The following is a 17,322-nucleotide window of genomic DNA, read 5'->3' as shown; positions in this document are numbered from 1 at the left end:
TACCAAGATTACACAATCAAAACTTGATTTCCTTCTTACTTCCTCTCCACTCCCAAACGTTCCAAGACTTCTGGATAGAGCTTGTACTCTGTTTCATGGATGCGAGTTTCGAAAGTATCAAGGGTATCCCCTTCAAGGCGCGGCACGCGCACTTGCTGAATAACCTTACCGGTATCAACGCCAGAATCCACCCAATGGATAGTCACACCGCTCTCAGCAACGCCTGCATTCCAAGCATCCTCAATACCATGAGCACCTGGAAATTCAGGGAGATAAGCCGGGTGAATATTGATAATACGGCCTTCATAAGCTGCTAGCAAGGTTGGGCCAACAATTTTCATATAACCCGCCAAGCAAACCAAGTCAATTTGGTGTTCATTCAAGAGGTGAACAATCGCTTCTTCATAAGCTGCTTTATTGTCAAATTCCTTGAGTTCAAAGGCATGGCTCACCACACCAAGGTTCTTGGCACGTTCTAAGACATAGGCATCCCGGTGATCTGAAAAGACAAACTCTACCGGAAATTGTTCTGCAATCACCTGAAAGTTTGACCCGTTGCCAGAGGCAAAAACAGCAATCCTTTTAGCCATTATTTAATCACCACACTTGCGCCATCTTTCTTCACAATACGACCGATTTCATAAACAGGTTCGTCAAGAAGTTCTTTGACACGTTCCACATTTTCTGGTTTCACTGCAAGCATGAGACCAATCCCCATGTTGAAAATTTCAAACATTTCTTCATGTTTAATTTCACCATATTTTTCAAGGGCTTTGAAAATCGGAAGAACTGGCACTTTGCTTTCGTCAATTTCAGCAGCCAAGTCATCCGCAAACATACGTGGTACATTTTCGATGAAACCACCACCTGTGATGTGGGCAATACCGTTAACCAATTCTTCTTTGATGAGTGGCAAAGCTGCTTTGACGTAGATACGAGTTGGTTCCAAAAGAACGTCTTTAAGTTTTTTGCCTTCCAATTCTGGGAGAACTTCTTCACCTGTGTAATCCGCAAAGACACGACGAACAAGTGAGTAACCATTTGAGTGGATACCGCTTGAAGCAAGTCCAAGAATCACATCCCCTTCAGCTACTTTTGAACCGTCAATGATTTGAGATTTTTCTGCAACACCGACAGCAAACCCAGCCAAATCATAGTCATCTTCACCATACATACCAGGCATTTCAGCCGTTTCCCCACCGATAAGGGCTGCACCAGCCTGCACACAACCTTCTGCAACACCAGCAACGACCTGCTCTAATTTAGCTGGTTCATTTTTACCAGTTGCGATATAGTCAAGGAAGTAAAGGGGCTCCGCACCTGCAGCGATGATATCGTTAACACACATGGCCACACAGTCTTGACCGATCGTATCGTGTTTGTCGTACTTGATGGCAAGCATCAGCTTAGTACCAACACCATCTGTACCTGAGATCAAAACAGGCTCTTTGACACCTGCTTTTGAAAGATCAAACATGCCACCGAAACCACCAAGAGCTCCCATGACACCAGCACGTTCCGTACGAGCCACATGTTTTTTGATCCGTTCAACAACTTCATAACCCGCTTCAACGTCTACGCCAGATTGAGCGTATGCATTCTTATTTGTCATTTTTTAATCCTTTTCTTTTTTTGAGAAAGAGTGCGACGTATTTTTTGATAAACAATTTTTTTATCTAAAAATACTAGTCAGGTCTCTAGCTTTGGTCCCATAGGGCAAAGCGTCTACTGACAAATGCTTTAGCTTTTAGTCAGTAGTGAGACGTGGAGCATAAGCATTTTTATTTGTCATTTGTTTCATTCCTTTTCTTTTGCACTACTCTTAATAGAAAGAAGTATGTTCTTTCAAACTTTCCACATAGCGTTCTTCGTAGTCATACAAAGGCGTTGGATATTTTCCATCAAAGTAAGCTACACAAAGACCGCCATTTGGAGCATCTGTATCAATTCCAATAGAATCAATCAAGCCATCGATTGACAAATACGTCAAGCTATCTGCACCAATGATATCGCGTGTTTCCTCTACTGTGTGATTGGCAGCAATCAATTCCTTACGTGTTTGAATATCGATCCCGTAGAAACATGGGTAGGCAAGGGCTGGGCTACCGATTGCTACGTGGACCTCTGTAGCTCCTGCTTCTTTCAATAACTTCACAATTCGACGTGATGTTGTCCCACGTACGATAGAATCATCAATCATGACAACCCGTTTGCCTTTCACGACACCGGATACGGCAGAGAGCTTCATCCGAACCCCTTGCTCCCGTAGTTCTTGTGTTGGTTGAATAAAGGTCCGTTGGGTATATTGGTTTTTAATCAAGCCCATTTCATTTGGTAGGCCAGATTCTTCCGCAAATCCCATGGCTGCGCTAAGTGATGAATTAGGTACACCGACCACAATATCTGCTTCATGTTTGAATTCACGTGCCAATTGAGCCCCCATACGTTTACGGGCTGTATGGACATTGACCCCTTGGATATTGGAGTCTGGGCGGGCAAAGTAGATATACTCCATTGAGCAAACAGCCAATTGGGTGTCCGTTGTATAGTTATCGTAAGTGATGCCGTTATCATCGATGATCACGACTTCACCCGGATTCACATCGCGGATCCACTCAGCACCAACCACTTCAAAGGCACAGGTTTCAGAGGAAACTACGATAGCGCCATTGGCCATTTTCCCAATCGAAAGAGGACGGAAACCATTTGGATCCAAGGCCGCAATCAGCTTATCTTCCAGCATGAGAAGGTAAGCAAATCCACCTTTCACCGTATTCAGGGCTTCTTTCACCTTACCCATGAAAGAAGGGTTGTGGCTCCGACGAATCAAGTGGGCCAAAATTTCTGAGTCAGAAGTTGAGCTAAAGATCGCCCCGTTATTTTCCAACTCCCGTTTGAGGGACTTGGCATTGGTCAAATTCCCGTTGTGAGCCAGTCCAAACTGGGTATCATGAAAGCGAAAGAGGAAGGGCTGGATGTTATCCACCGAAGCTTCCCCAGCTGTCGCATAGCGAACATGGCCAATCGCTCCCGTCCCCGTCAACTTATCCAAGTTAGCAGGATTTCGAAATACTTCTGAGAGAAGCCCCGTGTCACGATACCGTTTTAATTGACCCGCATCATTGGAAAGGATCCCCGCCCCTTCTTGACCACGGTGTTGAAGACTGTGTAATCCGAAATAAGTCAGTTTTGCAGCATCTGGGTGTCCCCAGATCCCAAAAATACCACATTCTTCATTAAGAGATTTTACTTCGTATGTCATGTTGTATACCTTTTATTTTCCAGTAAAGTATTGAACTGCTGATGCAAAGAGATGTTGATCTTTATTTCCTGGAATATTTTGGAAGAGACCATCTTCAAAACGTTCTGAGTGACCCATCTTCCCGATGATTTGACCGTTCTTGCTGGTAATTCCTTCGATTGCATGGACAGAACCATTTGGATTGTATTTAGAATCCATGCTTGGTTGGCCTTCGAAATCAACGTATTGGCTAAAGATTTGACCATTGTCACGAAGCTCTGCAAATTCCTCAGCTGTCACGACAAACTTCCCTTCACCGTGTGATACTGGGATGGCATGGATGTCACCAACTTCTACTCCGGCAAGCCATGGTGAGTTGGTGTTGGCAATCCGTGTTTCCACCATCTTAGCCACGTGTTGGTTGGCATCGTTGTAGAAGAGGGTTGGACTCGTGCTGCTTGCATCTTCAAAGTTACCATATGGAAGAAGACCTGATTTGACAAGGGCTTGGAATCCGTTACAGATACCAATAATCAAACCACCACGTTCGATGAAGCCATCGATAGCTGCACGTACTTTTTCATTGAGCAAGATGTTCACGATGAATTTAGCTGATCCGTCTGGTTCATCCGCTGCTGAGAAGCCACCTGCAAAGAAGATAATATTAGCTTTTTCGATGTTGTCAACCATAGTGTCAACAGACTTGACAATCGCTTCTTCATTCAGTGTGACAAATGGCACCAAGTTGACTTTTGCACCTTCTTTTTCGAAGGCCTTAGCTGAATCGTATTCAGAGTTAGTACCTGGGAATACTGGGATGTAAACCACTGGTGTCTCAACTGTTTCTTTAGCTTTAATCACAGCATCTGTTTCAACAGCAGGTACTTCTTCCAACTCAGTTGCTTGCGCAAATACCGTTGGGTAAACCTCTTCCAATTTACCTTGGAAGGCACTGTCAAGTTTGTGTCCATCAAGCGTTACACCATTGACAGTAAGTGTAAAGTCAGCTACTGTTTGTCCAATCTTGGCAACACCTGCAATTTCTTCAGGCGATGTGAAGACGAATCCACCCAATTGGGCTGTCAAGCTAGTGTCAAGGTCAGCTAATTCGACGTTTGCTCCGATATGGTTACCAAATGTTGCAAGGGCAAGAGCTTCAACCACACCACCATATTTAACAGCTGATGCAGCTGTCACTTTGTGGTTAGTTTGGATGGCTTCAAATTGAGCAAAGTTAGACTTGATAAGATCAAAGTCAATTTCTTGTGCCAAAGCTTGACCTGGGATGTAGTAAATATTTTCACCAACAGCTTTGAATTCTGGAGAAAGAACCTTACGGCTATCTGCAGTCGTCACCCCAAAAGCAACCAAGGTTGGTGGTACTGTCAATTCTTCAAAGGTACCAGACATCGAGTCTTTCCCTCCGATAGATGGCAGACCAAGTTGAATCTGAGCTTCGATGGATCCAAGGAGAGCTGCTACTGGTTGACCAAAACGCTCTGCTTGTTTATCCATCCGCTCGAAGTACTCTTGGTAAGAGAAGCGAGCCTTAGACCAGTTTGCACCAGCAGCAACCAAACGAGCTGTTGCTTCAATGACCGCATAGGCAGCGCCATGATATGGAGACCATTCTGCTACATAAGGGTTGAATCCTTGCGCCATAACAGATGCAGTTGTTGTCACGCCATGTTGGACTGGCAATTTCTGTACAGAAGCTTCCGTTGGTGTGATTTGGTAGCGACCACCAAGTGGGTGATTGACTGTTGAACGACCAACTGAGCTATCAAAGATGGTTTGTAAACCTTTTTGACTGGCATGGTTCAGATCAGCCAAGACTTCAAGAGTATCCGCTTCAAGTGTTTCAGCAGATGTTTTACGTTCTTCTGGAAGCTTGACATCCTTGTCAACCACCTTAGCATCTACAACCACACGTACACCGTTTGTATCAAGGAAACGACGTTCCAAATCAACGATGGTTTCACCATTCCAGTGCATGACAAGATTTGGTTTTTCAGTTACTGTTGCAACGACAACAGCATCAATATTTTCTTTGTTACATTCAGCAACGAAAGCATCTACATCTTCTGGACGAACCACTACAGCCATCCGTTCTTGAGATTCTGAGATAGCAATTTCTGTACCGTTCAAACCTTGGTATTTCAATGGCACTTTGTCTAGATCAATTTCAAGACCATCTGCCAATTCACCGATCGCCACACAGACACCACCAGCACCAAAGTCATTTGATTTTTTGATAAGACGTGTCACATCCCCATTACGGAAAAGACGTTGAATCTTACGTTCTTCGATGGCATTCCCTTTTTGAACCTCAGCACCAGCTGTTTCAACAGATTCAACCGTTTGAACTTTAGAAGAACCTGTCGCACCACCGACACCGTCACGTCCAGTCTTACCACCAAGCAAGATAATCACATCACCTGCTTCAGGTTTTTCACGGACAACATTTTCCTTAGGAGCCGCACCGACAACTGCACCTAGCTCCATACGCTTAGCAACGAAACCTGGGTGGAAGTATTCACGAACATAAGTTGTTGCCAAACCAATTTGGTTACCATATGAAGAATAACCATGAGCCGCTGTTTTAGAAATCACTTGTTGTGGCAATTTACCAGCGCGAGTTTCTGAAATTGGAGCCGTGATATCACCAGCACCTGAGATACGCATGGCTTGGTAAACGTATGAACGACCTGACAATGGGTCACGAATGGCACCACCGATACAAGTAGCCGCTCCACCAAATGGTTCAATCTCCGTTGGGTGGTTGTGTGTTTCATTCTTGAACATAAGAAGCCATGGTTCTTTGACACCATTGACATTTACTTCAATTTCAACTGAGCAGGCATTGATTTCATCAGACACTTCCATGTCCTCCAAACGACCATTAGTACGCTCATAACGGCCAAAAATAGTCGCCATATCCATCAAGGTTTGAGGTTTTTCTGTACGTCCCAACTCATCACGCATGGCAATATACTTGTCATAAGTCGCTTGCAATTGTTTTTCAAATTTAGAAGCTGAGAAGTCGATGTTTTTCAACTCAGTTTCGAAAGTTGTGTGACGGCAGTGGTCAGACCAATAAGTATCCAAAACCTTAAGCTCAGTCTCAGTTGGTACACGTCCAATGGATTTGAAGTAATCTTGAATGAAGAGAAGGTCATCCACTTCCATTGCCAATCCTTGCTCAGCCTTATACTGTGCAAAATCTTCTGCCGTATAAGTTTCAAAGAAATCCAAGCTTGGAATGGTCTTGTCAGACTCAGAGAAATCCTGTTTCGCAATACCAACAGTGATATCTTTGAAACGAGAATCCACTGGGTTCAAAAGGTAGTTTTTAACAGCTTCCAACTCATTCGCATCGATATCCTTGTTAACCAAGTACAATTGCGCTGTATTCACTGTTACGTCATTTGAACTACCAAGCAAAAGCAAAGCTTCTTGTGAAGATGCCGCACGTTGGTCAAATTGACCAGGCAAGCTTTCGATAGCAAAGAAAGCATATTTCTCAAGATCAGCCTGAACCGCAGCCTCATCTAAAACAGTATCAGTCACTTGCTCAGAGAAGATATGTTTTTCCGCACGCGCAAACAAGTCCTCTACCAAACCAAAGACATCGTAAACCTGAACAATCCGAAGATCATTCAACGTTTTCAACTGAAGATTATGCTGTAATTCTTTTACTAAAGAGTCCGATTTCACACGAAAATCAGTTTTTTTCTCAACGAAAATACGTTTATCCATTTTATTTCCTTTATTTCTATTCAAATAGGTTATCGAAGACGAAGGTTTTCCGTTTCAAAAAGATTACTTCAAGCCCTGTAATTTCTCCAACACAACCTGATATACATCCGTTAAACTGCCCAAATCTCTACGGAAAACATCCTTGTCCATATGGTGCCCTTCAGCATCCCAAAGGCGGCAGTTATCTGGAGAGAATTCGTCTGCCAAGATGATCTTGCCATCCTTATCAAAACCAAATTCCAATTTGAAATCAATCAAACGAAGACCAATTTGTGCAAACCAATCTTTCAGCAATTCATTGATACGACGTGTTTCTTCCTTGATATAAGCAATTTGCTCATCGTTGGCAATATCCAAGAATTTGACATGCTCATCATTGATGAATGGATCATCCAACTCATCGTTCTTGTAGTAAAATTCAACGATTGGAGTTTCCAGATCCAAACCTTCTTCCACGCCAAAACGTTTAGAAAAAGAACCCGCAGTCACGTTACGAAGCACAACCTCCAAAGGAATGATGGTAACCTTCTTGTTCAATTGTTCGGTATCAGAGATACGTTCAATAAAGTGAGTAGCCACACCCGCAGCGTTCAATTTTTCAAAAATAAGAGACGAAATCTGATTATTTAGCACACCTTTTCCTTTAATAGTCTCCTTACGAGCACCATTTAGCATGGTTGCCTGGTCCTTATAGACCGACTTAATCACATGTTCGTCCTCAGTAGTATAGATATCCTTAGCTTTTCCAGTATAAATCAGTTGATTGGTCATGACTTTGTTCGCCTTTCGTATTTTATCACCTTCATTCTATCACATACAAAGTGTATTTTCAATAAAATTCCGTACAATATAAGCAGAATCCGAATAAAAAGGACAGAAAAAAAGGTCATCCAGAATAATCTCTGAACGATCCCTTTTTCATTAGTGACCAGCAGTTCGTTTTTCGATATAGTCGACAATATCCCCTACTGTGTTAAATTCATCAATAGCCTTGTCCGGAATCTCAATTTGGTATTCATCCTCAAGATTGATAATAAATTCCATCAATTCAACAGAATCCGCCTGTAAATCCTTACGTAAGTCAGATTCCAAAGATACTTGAAAGTCTGGACCCTTGCGATCTTTGAGAAATTCCTCAATTGTAACTAAAATTTCGTTTTGTTTACTCATACATTACCCTTCCTTCGATAATTCCTTCACTGATTTTCCAACAACATCTGTCTCTAACATGGTCCGAATCTGACGAATCGTGCTATAGACAGCTTTGGCATCACTCGAACCATGCGTTTTAACAACAGGTGCTTGAAGGCCAAACAAGACCGCTCCTCCAACATCTGAGAAATCCAAGGTTTGCTTCAATGATTTCAAACGGTCCTTGAGCAGAAAAGCTCCCAATTTCGCCTTCCAGTTTCCTGTGGCAATTGCTTGTTTCAATTGCTTCAAGATCCCAAAAGCCGTTCCTTCCATCGTTTTCAAGACAGCGTTTCCCATGAAACCATCCGCCACAACGACATCAGCAACACCATCCATCAAGTCACGCGCTTCCACGTTTCCAACAAAATGAATCGACTCATCCTCAGATAACAATTGGTAGGTTTCCTTGCGCAAAGGATCTCCCTTACTAGCTTCTGTCCCATTGTTCAATAGACCCACGCGTGGTTTTTGAATCCCACGAACATTTTCAGCATAGTAGGATCCCATCACAGCATACTGATGCAAGTGCTCTGGTGTATTTTCCGCATTGGCCCCTAAGTCTAGCATATCATAGCCACGACCATCAACCGTTGGAAGTGTCGACATCAAGCCAGGGCGTTCCACCCCTTTGATGCGGCCAACGATAAAGAAACCAGCCGCCAATAGCGCACCTGTATTTCCTGCAGATAGCATGGCATCGACCTTACCATCCTTCACATCCTTGGCAGCTAAGACCATCGAAGCCTGTTTTTTCCGACGAATGGCCCGCGTTGGCTCATCATCTGAATCGATTTTTTCTTCCGTATGCACAATCGATACACGTTCTGTTGCGGTTAAATAGTCTTTGATTTTTGCCTCATCGCCATATAAGACAATCTCAATATCATCAAAATCACGAATGGCTTGATTCACACCTTCTACCAAGGCTTGAGGTGCATTATCGCCCCCCATTGCATCTACTGCAATTTTTTTCATGTTTCACCTCCAGATGAATCTTTCATAATCGCTCCCCAGTCACTCAAGGAATCGATAAACTTTTTAGCTTTTAAATGGATCCCTACATACTCCTCATACAACTGATCGATTGCCTGACGTAGAGCTGCTTTCATCTCCGCTTGTAGGGAAATCGTCTCTAACTCACTGAATCGTACTGCTTGAAACTGATCCAATAAATAGAGAACATTCGGATGCCAGTGAGCACGTCTCTCATCCTGATCATAATGATCCGGACAAAGGACCCCACTATAGCGAAAAGAGTAATCAAAAGGAAGTCCAACCCGATGACAGAAACAGCATTCATGCAGATTCAAGACAACTCCAAATCGTGATAGAATCTGAATCTCAAAAATATTGGTTAAAACCTCATAATCCAGTCCCTCTTCCATCAAAGACAAGGTCTTTTCCAAAAAAGCAAACAGGGCCGGATCCACCTGATTATCCTGAATACTTGCATCTGCAAGCGCCAGAACATAGGTCGCATAAGAAAGGGCAAAAAGATCTGCATTAATTTTCTTATAAATCTGCACATCTTGAAAATCATCAATATAACTCAACCCATCATCATTGATTTTCAACAACATATCTGCCGTTACCAAAGGTTGCAACATGGGATTCAACCGTGATTTTCCCGCATGTTTCACAAAAAACATCCGCTTCCCTGACTTCTCTGTGAAGATTTTGACCAGCTTGTCATCCTCACGAAACTCCCGATTATACAGGACAATTCCCCGGGTCTCAATTGACTCCAGCATGTTCTTCCATATACTCCTTCAAGCGTTTCATAGCTTCCTTGATAACCTCCATGCTGGCTGCATACGACAAACGCACATAGCCTTCACCATATTGACCAAAAGCAGCACCAGGAATGAAAGCAACCGCTTTTTCACGCGCAAAATCCTGCAAGAAAGCAAAGGAATCTTGATTATAACCAGCTGGGATTTTAGCAAAAATATAAAAAGCTCCATCTGGCTTAATCATCTCAAACCCAAGCGCGGACATCTGTTCAATAATATAATCACGACGCTTCACATATTCCTTCTTCATCGGCTCCGCATCATCTCGACCTTCCGTCAAAGCTTCGATCGCAGCATACTGGTTCATGGTTCCAGCAGCCGTTACCAAATACTGATGGCTCTTGATGAGTTGGGCCGTCAATGCAGCAGGCGCAAAGATAAAGCCAAGCCGCCAGCCTGTCATGGCATGAGATTTGGACAAGCCATTAATAACAATGGTCTGCTCAGGAATGAAGGAGGCCATAGAGACATGCGCTTCTCCAGTATAAGTCAGCTCTGAATAGACTTCATCACAAATCACAAAGACTTCATATTTTTTTAAGACAGCAGCTAATTCTGCCATCTGTTCGCGCGAATAAGTAACACCCGTTGGATTAGCTGGATAATTGAGAATAACAGCCTTCAATTTTTCACCCTGCTCTAGAATCGCCTTTTCCAACTTTTCAGGAGTCAAAACAAAACGATCTGCCGTCGTATCAATTTCGACAATCTCCGCCCCAACCAAATTCACAATGGGTTCATAACCAGGGTAGGCCGGTGCTGGAAGAAGTACTACATCTCCAGGTTCCAAGATTGCTGTCAAGGTTGCAGATAGGGCTTCAGTCGCACCGATCGTCACCAATATCTCATCTTCAGGACGATAGTGAATACCATATTTATCCGCCACAAACTGACTCGCAGCCTCACGCAAAGCCAGCAAACCACTCATCCCAGTGTAATGGCTAAAATTCGCATCAATGGCAGCCTTTCCTGCTTCTTTTACATGTTCAGGAGTTGTAAAATCCGGTTCCCCCAAAGTCAAACGCAAGACACCAGGAATGGAAGAAATTGATTGATCGAACTGACGAATCAAAGAAACTTCGATCCGATTCAGATTTTTATTAAAACGTTTCGTTAAATCCATAGAACACCTCCAAAACACTTATATTCATTATACTATAAATAGAACCCCATCGCAAAAGAACAAGCCAGATCCCCATCTTTTGCTCACTATCAAAGGACATTTCAACAATCCTTCCATACAAAAAAGACTTAGCAATGCTAAGTCTTTCAAGTCATTATTGTTGACCACGTGTTGCCACATATGTCAATTGATCTGCATGTTTTGCCACAAAATCCTTCATTTCTGAATCAGGAATTTGACGAAGGTAGAGGTTTGCACGAATCGTTTCATCCTCTTCGCGACAAGTTGACAATACCAAGTATTTATCAGATGCTTTGATTTTAATATTTGGATTCTTAGTTTGACCATCTTCATAGACCTTCTTCAACTGAGTCGTAAAGTCTTTGTCGTCCTTAAAGCTAGTACGATAGAAAGCAGTTGTTTCAGGAACAATGACCAAGCACATAGCTTCATAATAATACTTGCGCTCAGGTGTCTCAATGACAACATACGGGTGTTGATCAAAGTAATCTTGTTTGTCATAGTAGTTGACATCGTTAAACATACGATGATCACCAACCTTACTACCACGAGCATGACCAAACAACCAGGTCAAACGGTCACTGAAATCTTTCTTATTATCTGTATCCATGAAGACAGTACCCAAATATGGTTGATAACCACCATCAAACGTTTTATCTAAGTAGGTTGCATTATCACCAGTTTGTACAACAGGTTCATCCAATTCAGTACCCGGTGCGTAGACATAAGCGATTGCTTCAGGGTTCACAGAAGTTAATTGGGCAAAACGATTCTTTAAGTAATCTTTTTCTTCTTGACTAGGTTCATACTTCACAGCTTGGGTAGAAGAACTACTTCCAGAAGTTCCAGTTTTCTTAGCCGTATTAGAGGCCTTTCCACCAAATGGATTGAAGAATAGGAATCCAACTACAACCACAACGACTGCCGCAAAGGCAGCAATTACGAAACCTAATTTATTTGACTTTTTTTCTCCAGCTCTTTTCATTCAATCGATCTCCTCAAAATGATTTTATCTAAAAAATAACACTGAGCCCAAGGACTCAGTGATATTTTTATGAGCTAATTAATTAGAAATTATTTAACTGCGCTAGTTTTTGGAAGTGATTTTTCACCAGCTTTTGCAGATGAAGCCATACCGTCTTTACCAGCTTTAGCTGCTTCTGCTTTTTCTTCAGCTGCTTTAGCTGCTGCTTTAGCATCTGAAGATGCTGGACGCAATGAACCACTAATTGCAGTAGCGTAGAATCCGCTAGGAGTGTTAGCTCCAGCTTTAACCTGAACATCTACCAACCATTTAGTTCCATCATGTGGGTTTGTAACTTCGATTGTTTGAACACCTTCTTCAGTACGGAAAGTACCATGTTGGCTACCATTCCATAGGTCAAGACCTTGAGTGAAATATTCAGGTGCTGGAACAGCAGTTAATTCTTTAGATGTATCAGCAAATTTGTTTCCATCGTAGTTTGCAGTAGAAACATCACCTTTTTTATCAACTGGAGTACCTTTGCCGATAGATGGGTCAACTTGAGTAGCACCTGGGTGTTTTTCTGTGGCTGAAGATGCTGGTGCGGCTGGAGTTGCTTCACCTTTAAGTTCACTTAAAGTAGGTGTGTCTCCACCTTTTTCAGTTTTATAAACTGGACGTCCTGTAGTATCTGCTGCGAATGCTGGAGCTGCTGCTGCAAATACTGCAAGAGCTGCTACTGATGATAATAAAACTTTTTTCATTGTTTTATCTCCTTTTATAGTTTAAAAATATTCGTTACTTCGTAACTATGACTAGTATACTAGGATATATTTCTGTTGTCAAGAGTTTTTATCAATTTTTTTAAAAAAAATTAAGATTTCTTTCTATTTGATCCCTAAAATTATGAATTAGAGATATATTATACTCATCTATTAGAATTTTTCGGTTTTTGGACACTTTTACTCAATCGTTTCTCTATGAAATAGACAGAACTTCCCTGATTTTACCAGTTCCCTCTTCTTTTCCACTCCAATTATTTCCTATTTTACCGCACGATTTTTGGGTAGAGTCTTCTTCGGTATACTTGGATCCACCTTGTTTTCTAGTTTTTGAGCCGCTCGAATTAGTTCTTTTCGCTTCTTTTCTTTTTTTAGCGCTTGCCACCATTGTCTGATTCCCATTTGTATTTCCTCCTAAACAAAAGAGGCTGTTTTTCAGCCTCCTTATTGTTAACATTTTTTGGCATTTCCGATTTCAAACAGAGGTGAAAGAGGACGATTTTCGTGAATGCGAACAATGGCCTCTGCAAGGAGTTTCGCAATCGAAATTTGCTCAATCTTATCAATTAATCGATCTTCCGGTAGATAAATCGTATCCAACACCACCAACTTCTTAATGGCTGATTTTTGGATGTTGTCCATCGCTGGGCCTGATAAAACAGGGTGAGTACAGCTCGCATAAACTTCAACAGCACCTGCTTCTGCAAGAGCATCCGCGGCATGACAGATTGTCCCAGCTGTATCAATCATATCATCAATCAAAATACAAGTCTTGCCTTCAACACTCCCAATGATATTCATCACTTCACTCGTATTCATCTTATCGACACTTCGACGTTTATCAATAATCGCAATCGGTGTCTTCAAAAATTCAGCTAATTTTCGAGCACGAGTCACACCACCATGGTCTGGACTGACAACAACATAGTCTTTTCCAATCATCCCTCGACGTTCAAAATAGTCGGCGATCAAAGGCGCACCCATCAAGTGGTCAACAGGAATATCAAAGAAGCCTTGAATTTGAGCAGCGTGCAAATCAATTGTCAACAGACGATCCACTCCAGCGACTTCAAGCATATTAGCCACCAACTTAGAAGTGATTGGTTCACGAGCTCGAGCTTTCCGGTCTTGACGGGCATAGCCGTAATACGGCATCACCACATTAACGGATTGCGCACTTGCCCGTTTCAACGCATCTACCATAATCAAAATTTCCATAAGATTATCATTAACCGGTGAGCTAGTGGATTGCAAAATATAAACATCTTTCCCACGGATTGATTCTTCAATATTAACCTGAATTTCTCCATCAGAAAATTGACGAACCGTTGACTTTCCAAGCGGTAGCCCCATTTCACGAGACACACGTTGAGCCAATTCTTGATTTGACGACAAAGCAAAGAGCATTAAATCAGAAAATGACATGATTTCCTCCAGTAAAATCTAAAAACCATATTGTACAGTCAGCACAAATTTCTCCTGTAATCATTTTATCGCTTTTTAAGCAAATATTCAAATATTAATTTATGGAAAATACAAAATCCAGCTCTACCGACAATCTTTCACAAAAAGAAGCAGAACAAATGTTCTGCTTCTTTTTAATTCTTAGTTTGGATAGATATAAGTAACAGTACCTTGAGCTGTTGTTGGGTTAAACCAACCACGGTAGTTACCAATACTACGGATACCGTTATAGTTAGATTCAGAAACTTGGATACTTGTTGTAGATTGAACAGCTGTAACGACTGCTACGTGTCCATATCCACCATCATTCCAACATGCAATAGCACCAACTTGTGGTTGAGATCCTGTACGGAATCCAGCAGCCGCTGCACTTGCAGCCCATTGACCACCGTTGCCCCAGTAATCGCCAGCCCATGGAGCCAATGTCTTCGCACCCCATGTACATTCACCAACTGGATAAGATGATGCAGATGTACTATAAGTTGGACGAGAAACAGTTGCTGCTGGAGCTGCTGCTGCTTGAGTTTGAACAGCAGGTTGAGCTGCTGCTTGAGTTTGTGCAGCCGCTGATGTTGCAGCAGGTGTTTGTGCTGCTGCCTGAACTTGTGCTTGAAGAGTTGTATTAGCAGAAGCTTTTACAGCTGCTTGTTGTTCTTTTTGTTTTGCACGGTAAGCTGCCTCAGCTGCTGCCGCTGCTGCCGCTGCTTTTTCAGCTTCAGCTTTTTGTTGCAACAAAGCGTTCTTTTCGTTTTCAGCAGATGATTTTTCAGCTGCCAAATTCAATTGTGCCACTTTCAACTCAGCTTCTTTAGTTGACAAAGCTTGCGCATCATCTTCTAATTGCTGTTTATTTGCAATAACAGTATTGATAGCGTCGTTGTTTTCTTTTTGTTTTTGTGCAATATCTTCTTTATCACGTTTTTGCTCTTGCAACATTTTGTTGTTAGCATCTGCAATTTCATTCATAGCAGAAATACGTGAGATAGCTTCTGTCAAAGATCCAGAGCTAACAATCGCATTAATATAGCTTGTTGCAGTCCCAGTTGTTTGAGCACTACGTGCTTGATTTGCAAGAGATTCTTGACGAGCTACAATATTTTTTGACAACTCATCGATCTCAGCTGACAATCGTTCAGATTCTTCATTCAAACGGTCATTTTCAGCTTGAAGATTTTCTTGTTGTTGTTTAATTTCAGATACTTGACCTTGGATTTGATCTACCTGAGCTTGTGCACTTTGTTGTTGTTGATTAATACTATTGATTTTGTTATCTTGAGCAGCAATCTTATCATCTGTTGAGTCAGCTGATACACCAGCTACGACAGCACCTTGTGATAAAGCAACTGTACTCAATAAGATTGTGGCAAATAATTTTTTCTTCATTAGATAAATTTTCCCTTTCTAATAAGACACTAACTAGTATAACAAATTTTTTAAAAATTTATATTACGCTATTGTTACATTTTTATTTCGAGTTTATAAATAAATCTTTTCAAGTAAAGGCTGTAATACTATTAATAGAAGCACATTCAAAATTAAACTTGGAAAAATTTGGTAAATAATTAGTGTAATCCAGTTAAATTTTATGCCGATAAAAAGAAACAAAAGAAGATTTGTTAAAATCTGAAATAATAGAATTGTTAATAAAAATGTAAAAAAACGAGTCAATCGATTGACCAAAATAATCTGATTACACCGATAAAAAATCACCTGTAGTATAGGAAATACTATGAATGCAATTCCTAGAGTGTGTAAAAAATACACATCAAAACAAAAACCAAAGAAGACTCCCCACCAAATACTAGCTATCTCAGAGAAATAGAGACTCAATAACATAAAACCATATAGAAATAAAAATGAAGTAGGTTCAAAGGAGTTTGGACAGAAACGAGAAATAAGAAAAGAGATCTGCCCGTCAACAAATAAAGATAAGAATAAGATTAAAGGGAAAAAATGGTACTTACGTATGACTTTCACACTACTCTCCGATCAATAGTACATAACGATTAACATCTAAATTAGCCTTTGGTTTCACACGAATTTCTTGACCTAACTGATCAGATGCCTTTTGAGTAGAAGTCACTGTACCAAGAGGTAAGTCACTACTCTTATATTTTCCTAAACCACTTGTTGAAACCAGAGATCCTTTTTTAATTTCAACTGGATCACCAATTTGCAACAACCGAAACTCACCTGTCTTCTCGTCATAACCATTTAATAAAGCAAAAATAGATTGACCTTGACTCTCAATTTTAAACGTCAGGTGTTGTGAAGAAATAGTATCTTCGACTAATAATTTCACTTTGCTAGAATTTTTCTCTATACTTTCTACCACACCAATGACGCCACCAGACGAAAGAACAAACATAGAATCAGAAATTCCATCTGAACTACCTTTATCAATAACAAATTCCTGATCCCACGAACCATAATTACGGTCAATAATCTCACTAACGACTTGTTTAGAACCCGATACAGAATTCTTGATTGACATCAAATCCTTTAATTCTCTATTTTCTGATTCCAAACGGTTAAGTTTTGACTGGTCAATATCCTTTTGATAAAGACGTGATTTTAACGAACAGTTTTCATCATTTAATTCAGATAAATTCTTTAAATCCTTTGCCTTAGATTCCACAACAACAAATGGTACCGATACTGCCTTATCAACAATAGCTAATAGATCAGAAGATTTTAAAACAATCGAAGTTCTAACAGATGGAAAAAGAAATAAAATTCCTGAAACAGTTAAAACAAACACAAAACTAAAAATTTTAAAGAATCGATTCAAGAACATAGATAAAACCTTCAAAAATATAAAAAATAGTTTGAGATGAAATCTCAAACTTGGAAATTATACGGAGAATGGGGGATTCGAACCCCCGCGCCGGTTACCCGACCTAACGATTTAGCAAACCGTCCTCTTCAGCCTCTTGAGTAATTCTCCAAAATGGGCACGAGTGGACTCGAACCACCGACCT

16 protein-coding genes and 1 tRNA gene are annotated in these 17,322 nt (G+C 41.1%); all 17 read right to left on the bottom strand.

The annotated features are described in order from the left end of the window. Positions 1-35: 35 nt before the first annotated feature. The 17 genes from purN to HMPREF2917_RS10015 all read right to left on the bottom strand — a co-directional run bounded on the left by purN (position 36) and on the right by HMPREF2917_RS10015 (position 17,288). Positions 36-590 (bottom strand): phosphoribosylglycinamide formyltransferase, encoded by a 555-nt coding sequence (purN, locus tag HMPREF2917_RS10090; protein ID WP_070590616.1) that lies wholly within the window; start codon positions 588-590, stop codon positions 36-38. Further along, positions 590-1,612 (bottom strand): phosphoribosylformylglycinamidine cyclo-ligase, encoded by a 1,023-nt coding sequence (purM, locus tag HMPREF2917_RS10085; RefSeq protein WP_070590613.1) that lies wholly within the window; start codon positions 1,610-1,612, stop codon positions 590-592. The genes purN and purM overlap by 1 nt, the downstream gene beginning before the upstream one ends. 210 nt (positions 1,613-1,822) lie before the next feature. After that, a complete protein-coding gene (purF, locus tag HMPREF2917_RS10080) occupies positions 1,823-3,262 on the bottom strand; it encodes an amidophosphoribosyltransferase (RefSeq protein ID WP_003009289.1) in 1,440 nt (479 codons plus the stop codon). Positions 3,263-3,274: 12 nt separating this feature from the next. After that, a complete protein-coding gene (locus tag HMPREF2917_RS10075) occupies positions 3,275-7,000 on the bottom strand; it encodes a phosphoribosylformylglycinamidine synthase (protein ID WP_070590611.1) in 3,726 nt (1,241 codons plus the stop codon). Positions 7,001-7,063: 63 nt separating this feature from the next. Next, complete coding sequence (gene purC, locus HMPREF2917_RS10070; RefSeq protein WP_070590608.1) at positions 7,064-7,771, bottom strand: phosphoribosylaminoimidazolesuccinocarboxamide synthase; 708 nt, start codon at positions 7,769-7,771, stop codon at positions 7,064-7,066. Positions 7,772-7,921: 150 nt separating this feature from the next. Next, entirely contained in the window at positions 7,922-8,170 is a 249-nt protein-coding gene (locus HMPREF2917_RS10065) for a phosphopantetheine-binding protein (RefSeq protein WP_070590605.1), read from the bottom strand. Positions 8,171-8,173: 3 nt separating this feature from the next. Further along, positions 8,174-9,169, bottom strand: a complete 996-nt coding sequence (gene plsX / locus HMPREF2917_RS10060; protein WP_070590603.1) for a phosphate acyltransferase PlsX — start codon at positions 9,167-9,169, stop codon at positions 8,174-8,176. Then, positions 9,166-9,945, bottom strand: coding sequence for a DNA repair protein RecO (recO, locus tag HMPREF2917_RS10055; RefSeq protein ID WP_070590601.1), 780 nt, complete (start codon positions 9,943-9,945; stop codon positions 9,166-9,168). The genes plsX and recO overlap by 4 nt, the downstream gene beginning before the upstream one ends. Further along, entirely contained in the window at positions 9,929-11,110 is a 1,182-nt protein-coding gene (locus HMPREF2917_RS10050; protein ID WP_070590598.1) for a pyridoxal phosphate-dependent aminotransferase, read from the bottom strand. Before HMPREF2917_RS10050 ends, recO begins: the two co-directional genes overlap by 17 nt. 154 nt (positions 11,111-11,264) lie before the next feature. Next, positions 11,265-12,116, bottom strand: coding sequence for a class B sortase, LPKTxAVK-specific (gene srtB / locus HMPREF2917_RS10045; RefSeq protein WP_070590596.1), 852 nt, complete (start codon positions 12,114-12,116; stop codon positions 11,265-11,267). Between the two features lie 89 nt (positions 12,117-12,205). After that, positions 12,206-12,859, bottom strand: a complete 654-nt coding sequence (locus HMPREF2917_RS10040) for an LPKTxAVK-anchored surface protein (RefSeq protein ID WP_070590593.1) — start codon at positions 12,857-12,859, stop codon at positions 12,206-12,208. A gap of 279 nt (positions 12,860-13,138) precedes the next feature. Then, positions 13,139-13,279: a hypothetical protein gene (locus tag HMPREF2917_RS11570; RefSeq protein WP_176745968.1), complete on the bottom strand. Its 141-nt coding sequence runs from the start codon at positions 13,277-13,279 to the stop codon at positions 13,139-13,141. A 48-nt stretch (positions 13,280-13,327) separates the two neighbouring features. Further along, positions 13,328-14,302, bottom strand: a complete 975-nt coding sequence (locus HMPREF2917_RS10035; protein ID WP_070590591.1) for a ribose-phosphate diphosphokinase — start codon at positions 14,300-14,302, stop codon at positions 13,328-13,330. A gap of 180 nt (positions 14,303-14,482) precedes the next feature. Next, entirely contained in the window at positions 14,483-15,724 is a 1,242-nt protein-coding gene (gene pcsB, locus HMPREF2917_RS10030) for a peptidoglycan hydrolase PcsB (RefSeq protein ID WP_070590587.1), read from the bottom strand. Positions 15,725-15,817: 93 nt separating this feature from the next. After that, the gene (gene mreD, locus HMPREF2917_RS10025) at positions 15,818-16,318 is read right to left on the bottom strand and encodes a rod shape-determining protein MreD (RefSeq protein ID WP_070590585.1); all 501 of its coding nucleotides are present in this window, start codon (positions 16,316-16,318) and stop codon (positions 15,818-15,820) included. A gap of 1 nt (position 16,319) precedes the next feature. Continuing rightward, positions 16,320-17,138 (bottom strand): rod shape-determining protein MreC, encoded by an 819-nt coding sequence (gene mreC / locus HMPREF2917_RS10020; RefSeq protein WP_070590584.1) that lies wholly within the window; start codon positions 17,136-17,138, stop codon positions 16,320-16,322. 62 nt (positions 17,139-17,200) lie between these two features. Further along, a tRNA-Ser gene (locus HMPREF2917_RS10015) sits at positions 17,201-17,288 on the bottom strand. Positions 17,289-17,322 lie beyond the last annotated feature (34 nt).

The sequence above is a fragment of the Streptococcus sp. HMSC061E03 genome (assembly GCF_001813505.1).
Taxonomy (GTDB): domain Bacteria; phylum Bacillota; class Bacilli; order Lactobacillales; family Streptococcaceae; genus Streptococcus.
This window is presented reverse-complemented; position numbering and strand designations above follow the sequence as displayed.

Bases quoted from the DNA above. Each gene is read 5' to 3' on its own strand.
- purN (WP_070590616.1), bottom strand. From the start codon at position 590: ATGGCTAAAAGGATTGCTGTTTTTGCCTCTGGCAACGGGTCAAACTTT.
- purM (WP_070590613.1), bottom strand. From the start codon at position 1,612: ATGACAAATAAGAATGCATACGCTCAATCTGGCGTAGACGTTGAAGCG.
- purF (WP_003009289.1), bottom strand. From the start codon at position 3,262: ATGACATACGAAGTAAAATCTCTTAATGAAGAATGTGGTATTTTTGGG.
- HMPREF2917_RS10075 (WP_070590611.1), bottom strand. From the start codon at position 7,000: ATGGATAAACGTATTTTCGTTGAGAAAAAAACTGATTTTCGTGTGAAA.
- purC (WP_070590608.1), bottom strand. From the start codon at position 7,771: ATGACCAATCAACTGATTTATACTGGAAAAGCTAAGGATATCTATACT.
- HMPREF2917_RS10065 (WP_070590605.1), bottom strand. From the start codon at position 8,170: ATGAGTAAACAAAACGAAATTTTAGTTACAATTGAGGAATTTCTCAAA.
- plsX (WP_070590603.1), bottom strand. From the start codon at position 9,169: ATGAAAAAAATTGCAGTAGATGCAATGGGGGGCGATAATGCACCTCAA.
- recO (WP_070590601.1), bottom strand. From the start codon at position 9,945: ATGCTGGAGTCAATTGAGACCCGGGGAATTGTCCTGTATAATCGGGAG.
- HMPREF2917_RS10050 (WP_070590598.1), bottom strand. From the start codon at position 11,110: ATGGATTTAACGAAACGTTTTAATAAAAATCTGAATCGGATCGAAGTT.
- srtB (WP_070590596.1), bottom strand. From the start codon at position 12,116: ATGAAAAGAGCTGGAGAAAAAAAGTCAAATAAATTAGGTTTCGTAATT.
- HMPREF2917_RS10040 (WP_070590593.1), bottom strand. From the start codon at position 12,859: ATGAAAAAAGTTTTATTATCATCAGTAGCAGCTCTTGCAGTATTTGCA.
- HMPREF2917_RS11570 (WP_176745968.1), bottom strand. From the start codon at position 13,279: ATGGGAATCAGACAATGGTGGCAAGCGCTAAAAAAAGAAAAGAAGCGA.
- HMPREF2917_RS10035 (WP_070590591.1), bottom strand. From the start codon at position 14,302: ATGTCATTTTCTGATTTAATGCTCTTTGCTTTGTCGTCAAATCAAGAA.
- pcsB (WP_070590587.1), bottom strand. From the start codon at position 15,724: ATGAAGAAAAAATTATTTGCCACAATCTTATTGAGTACAGTTGCTTTA.
- mreC (WP_070590584.1), bottom strand. From the start codon at position 17,138: ATGTTCTTGAATCGATTCTTTAAAATTTTTAGTTTTGTGTTTGTTTTA.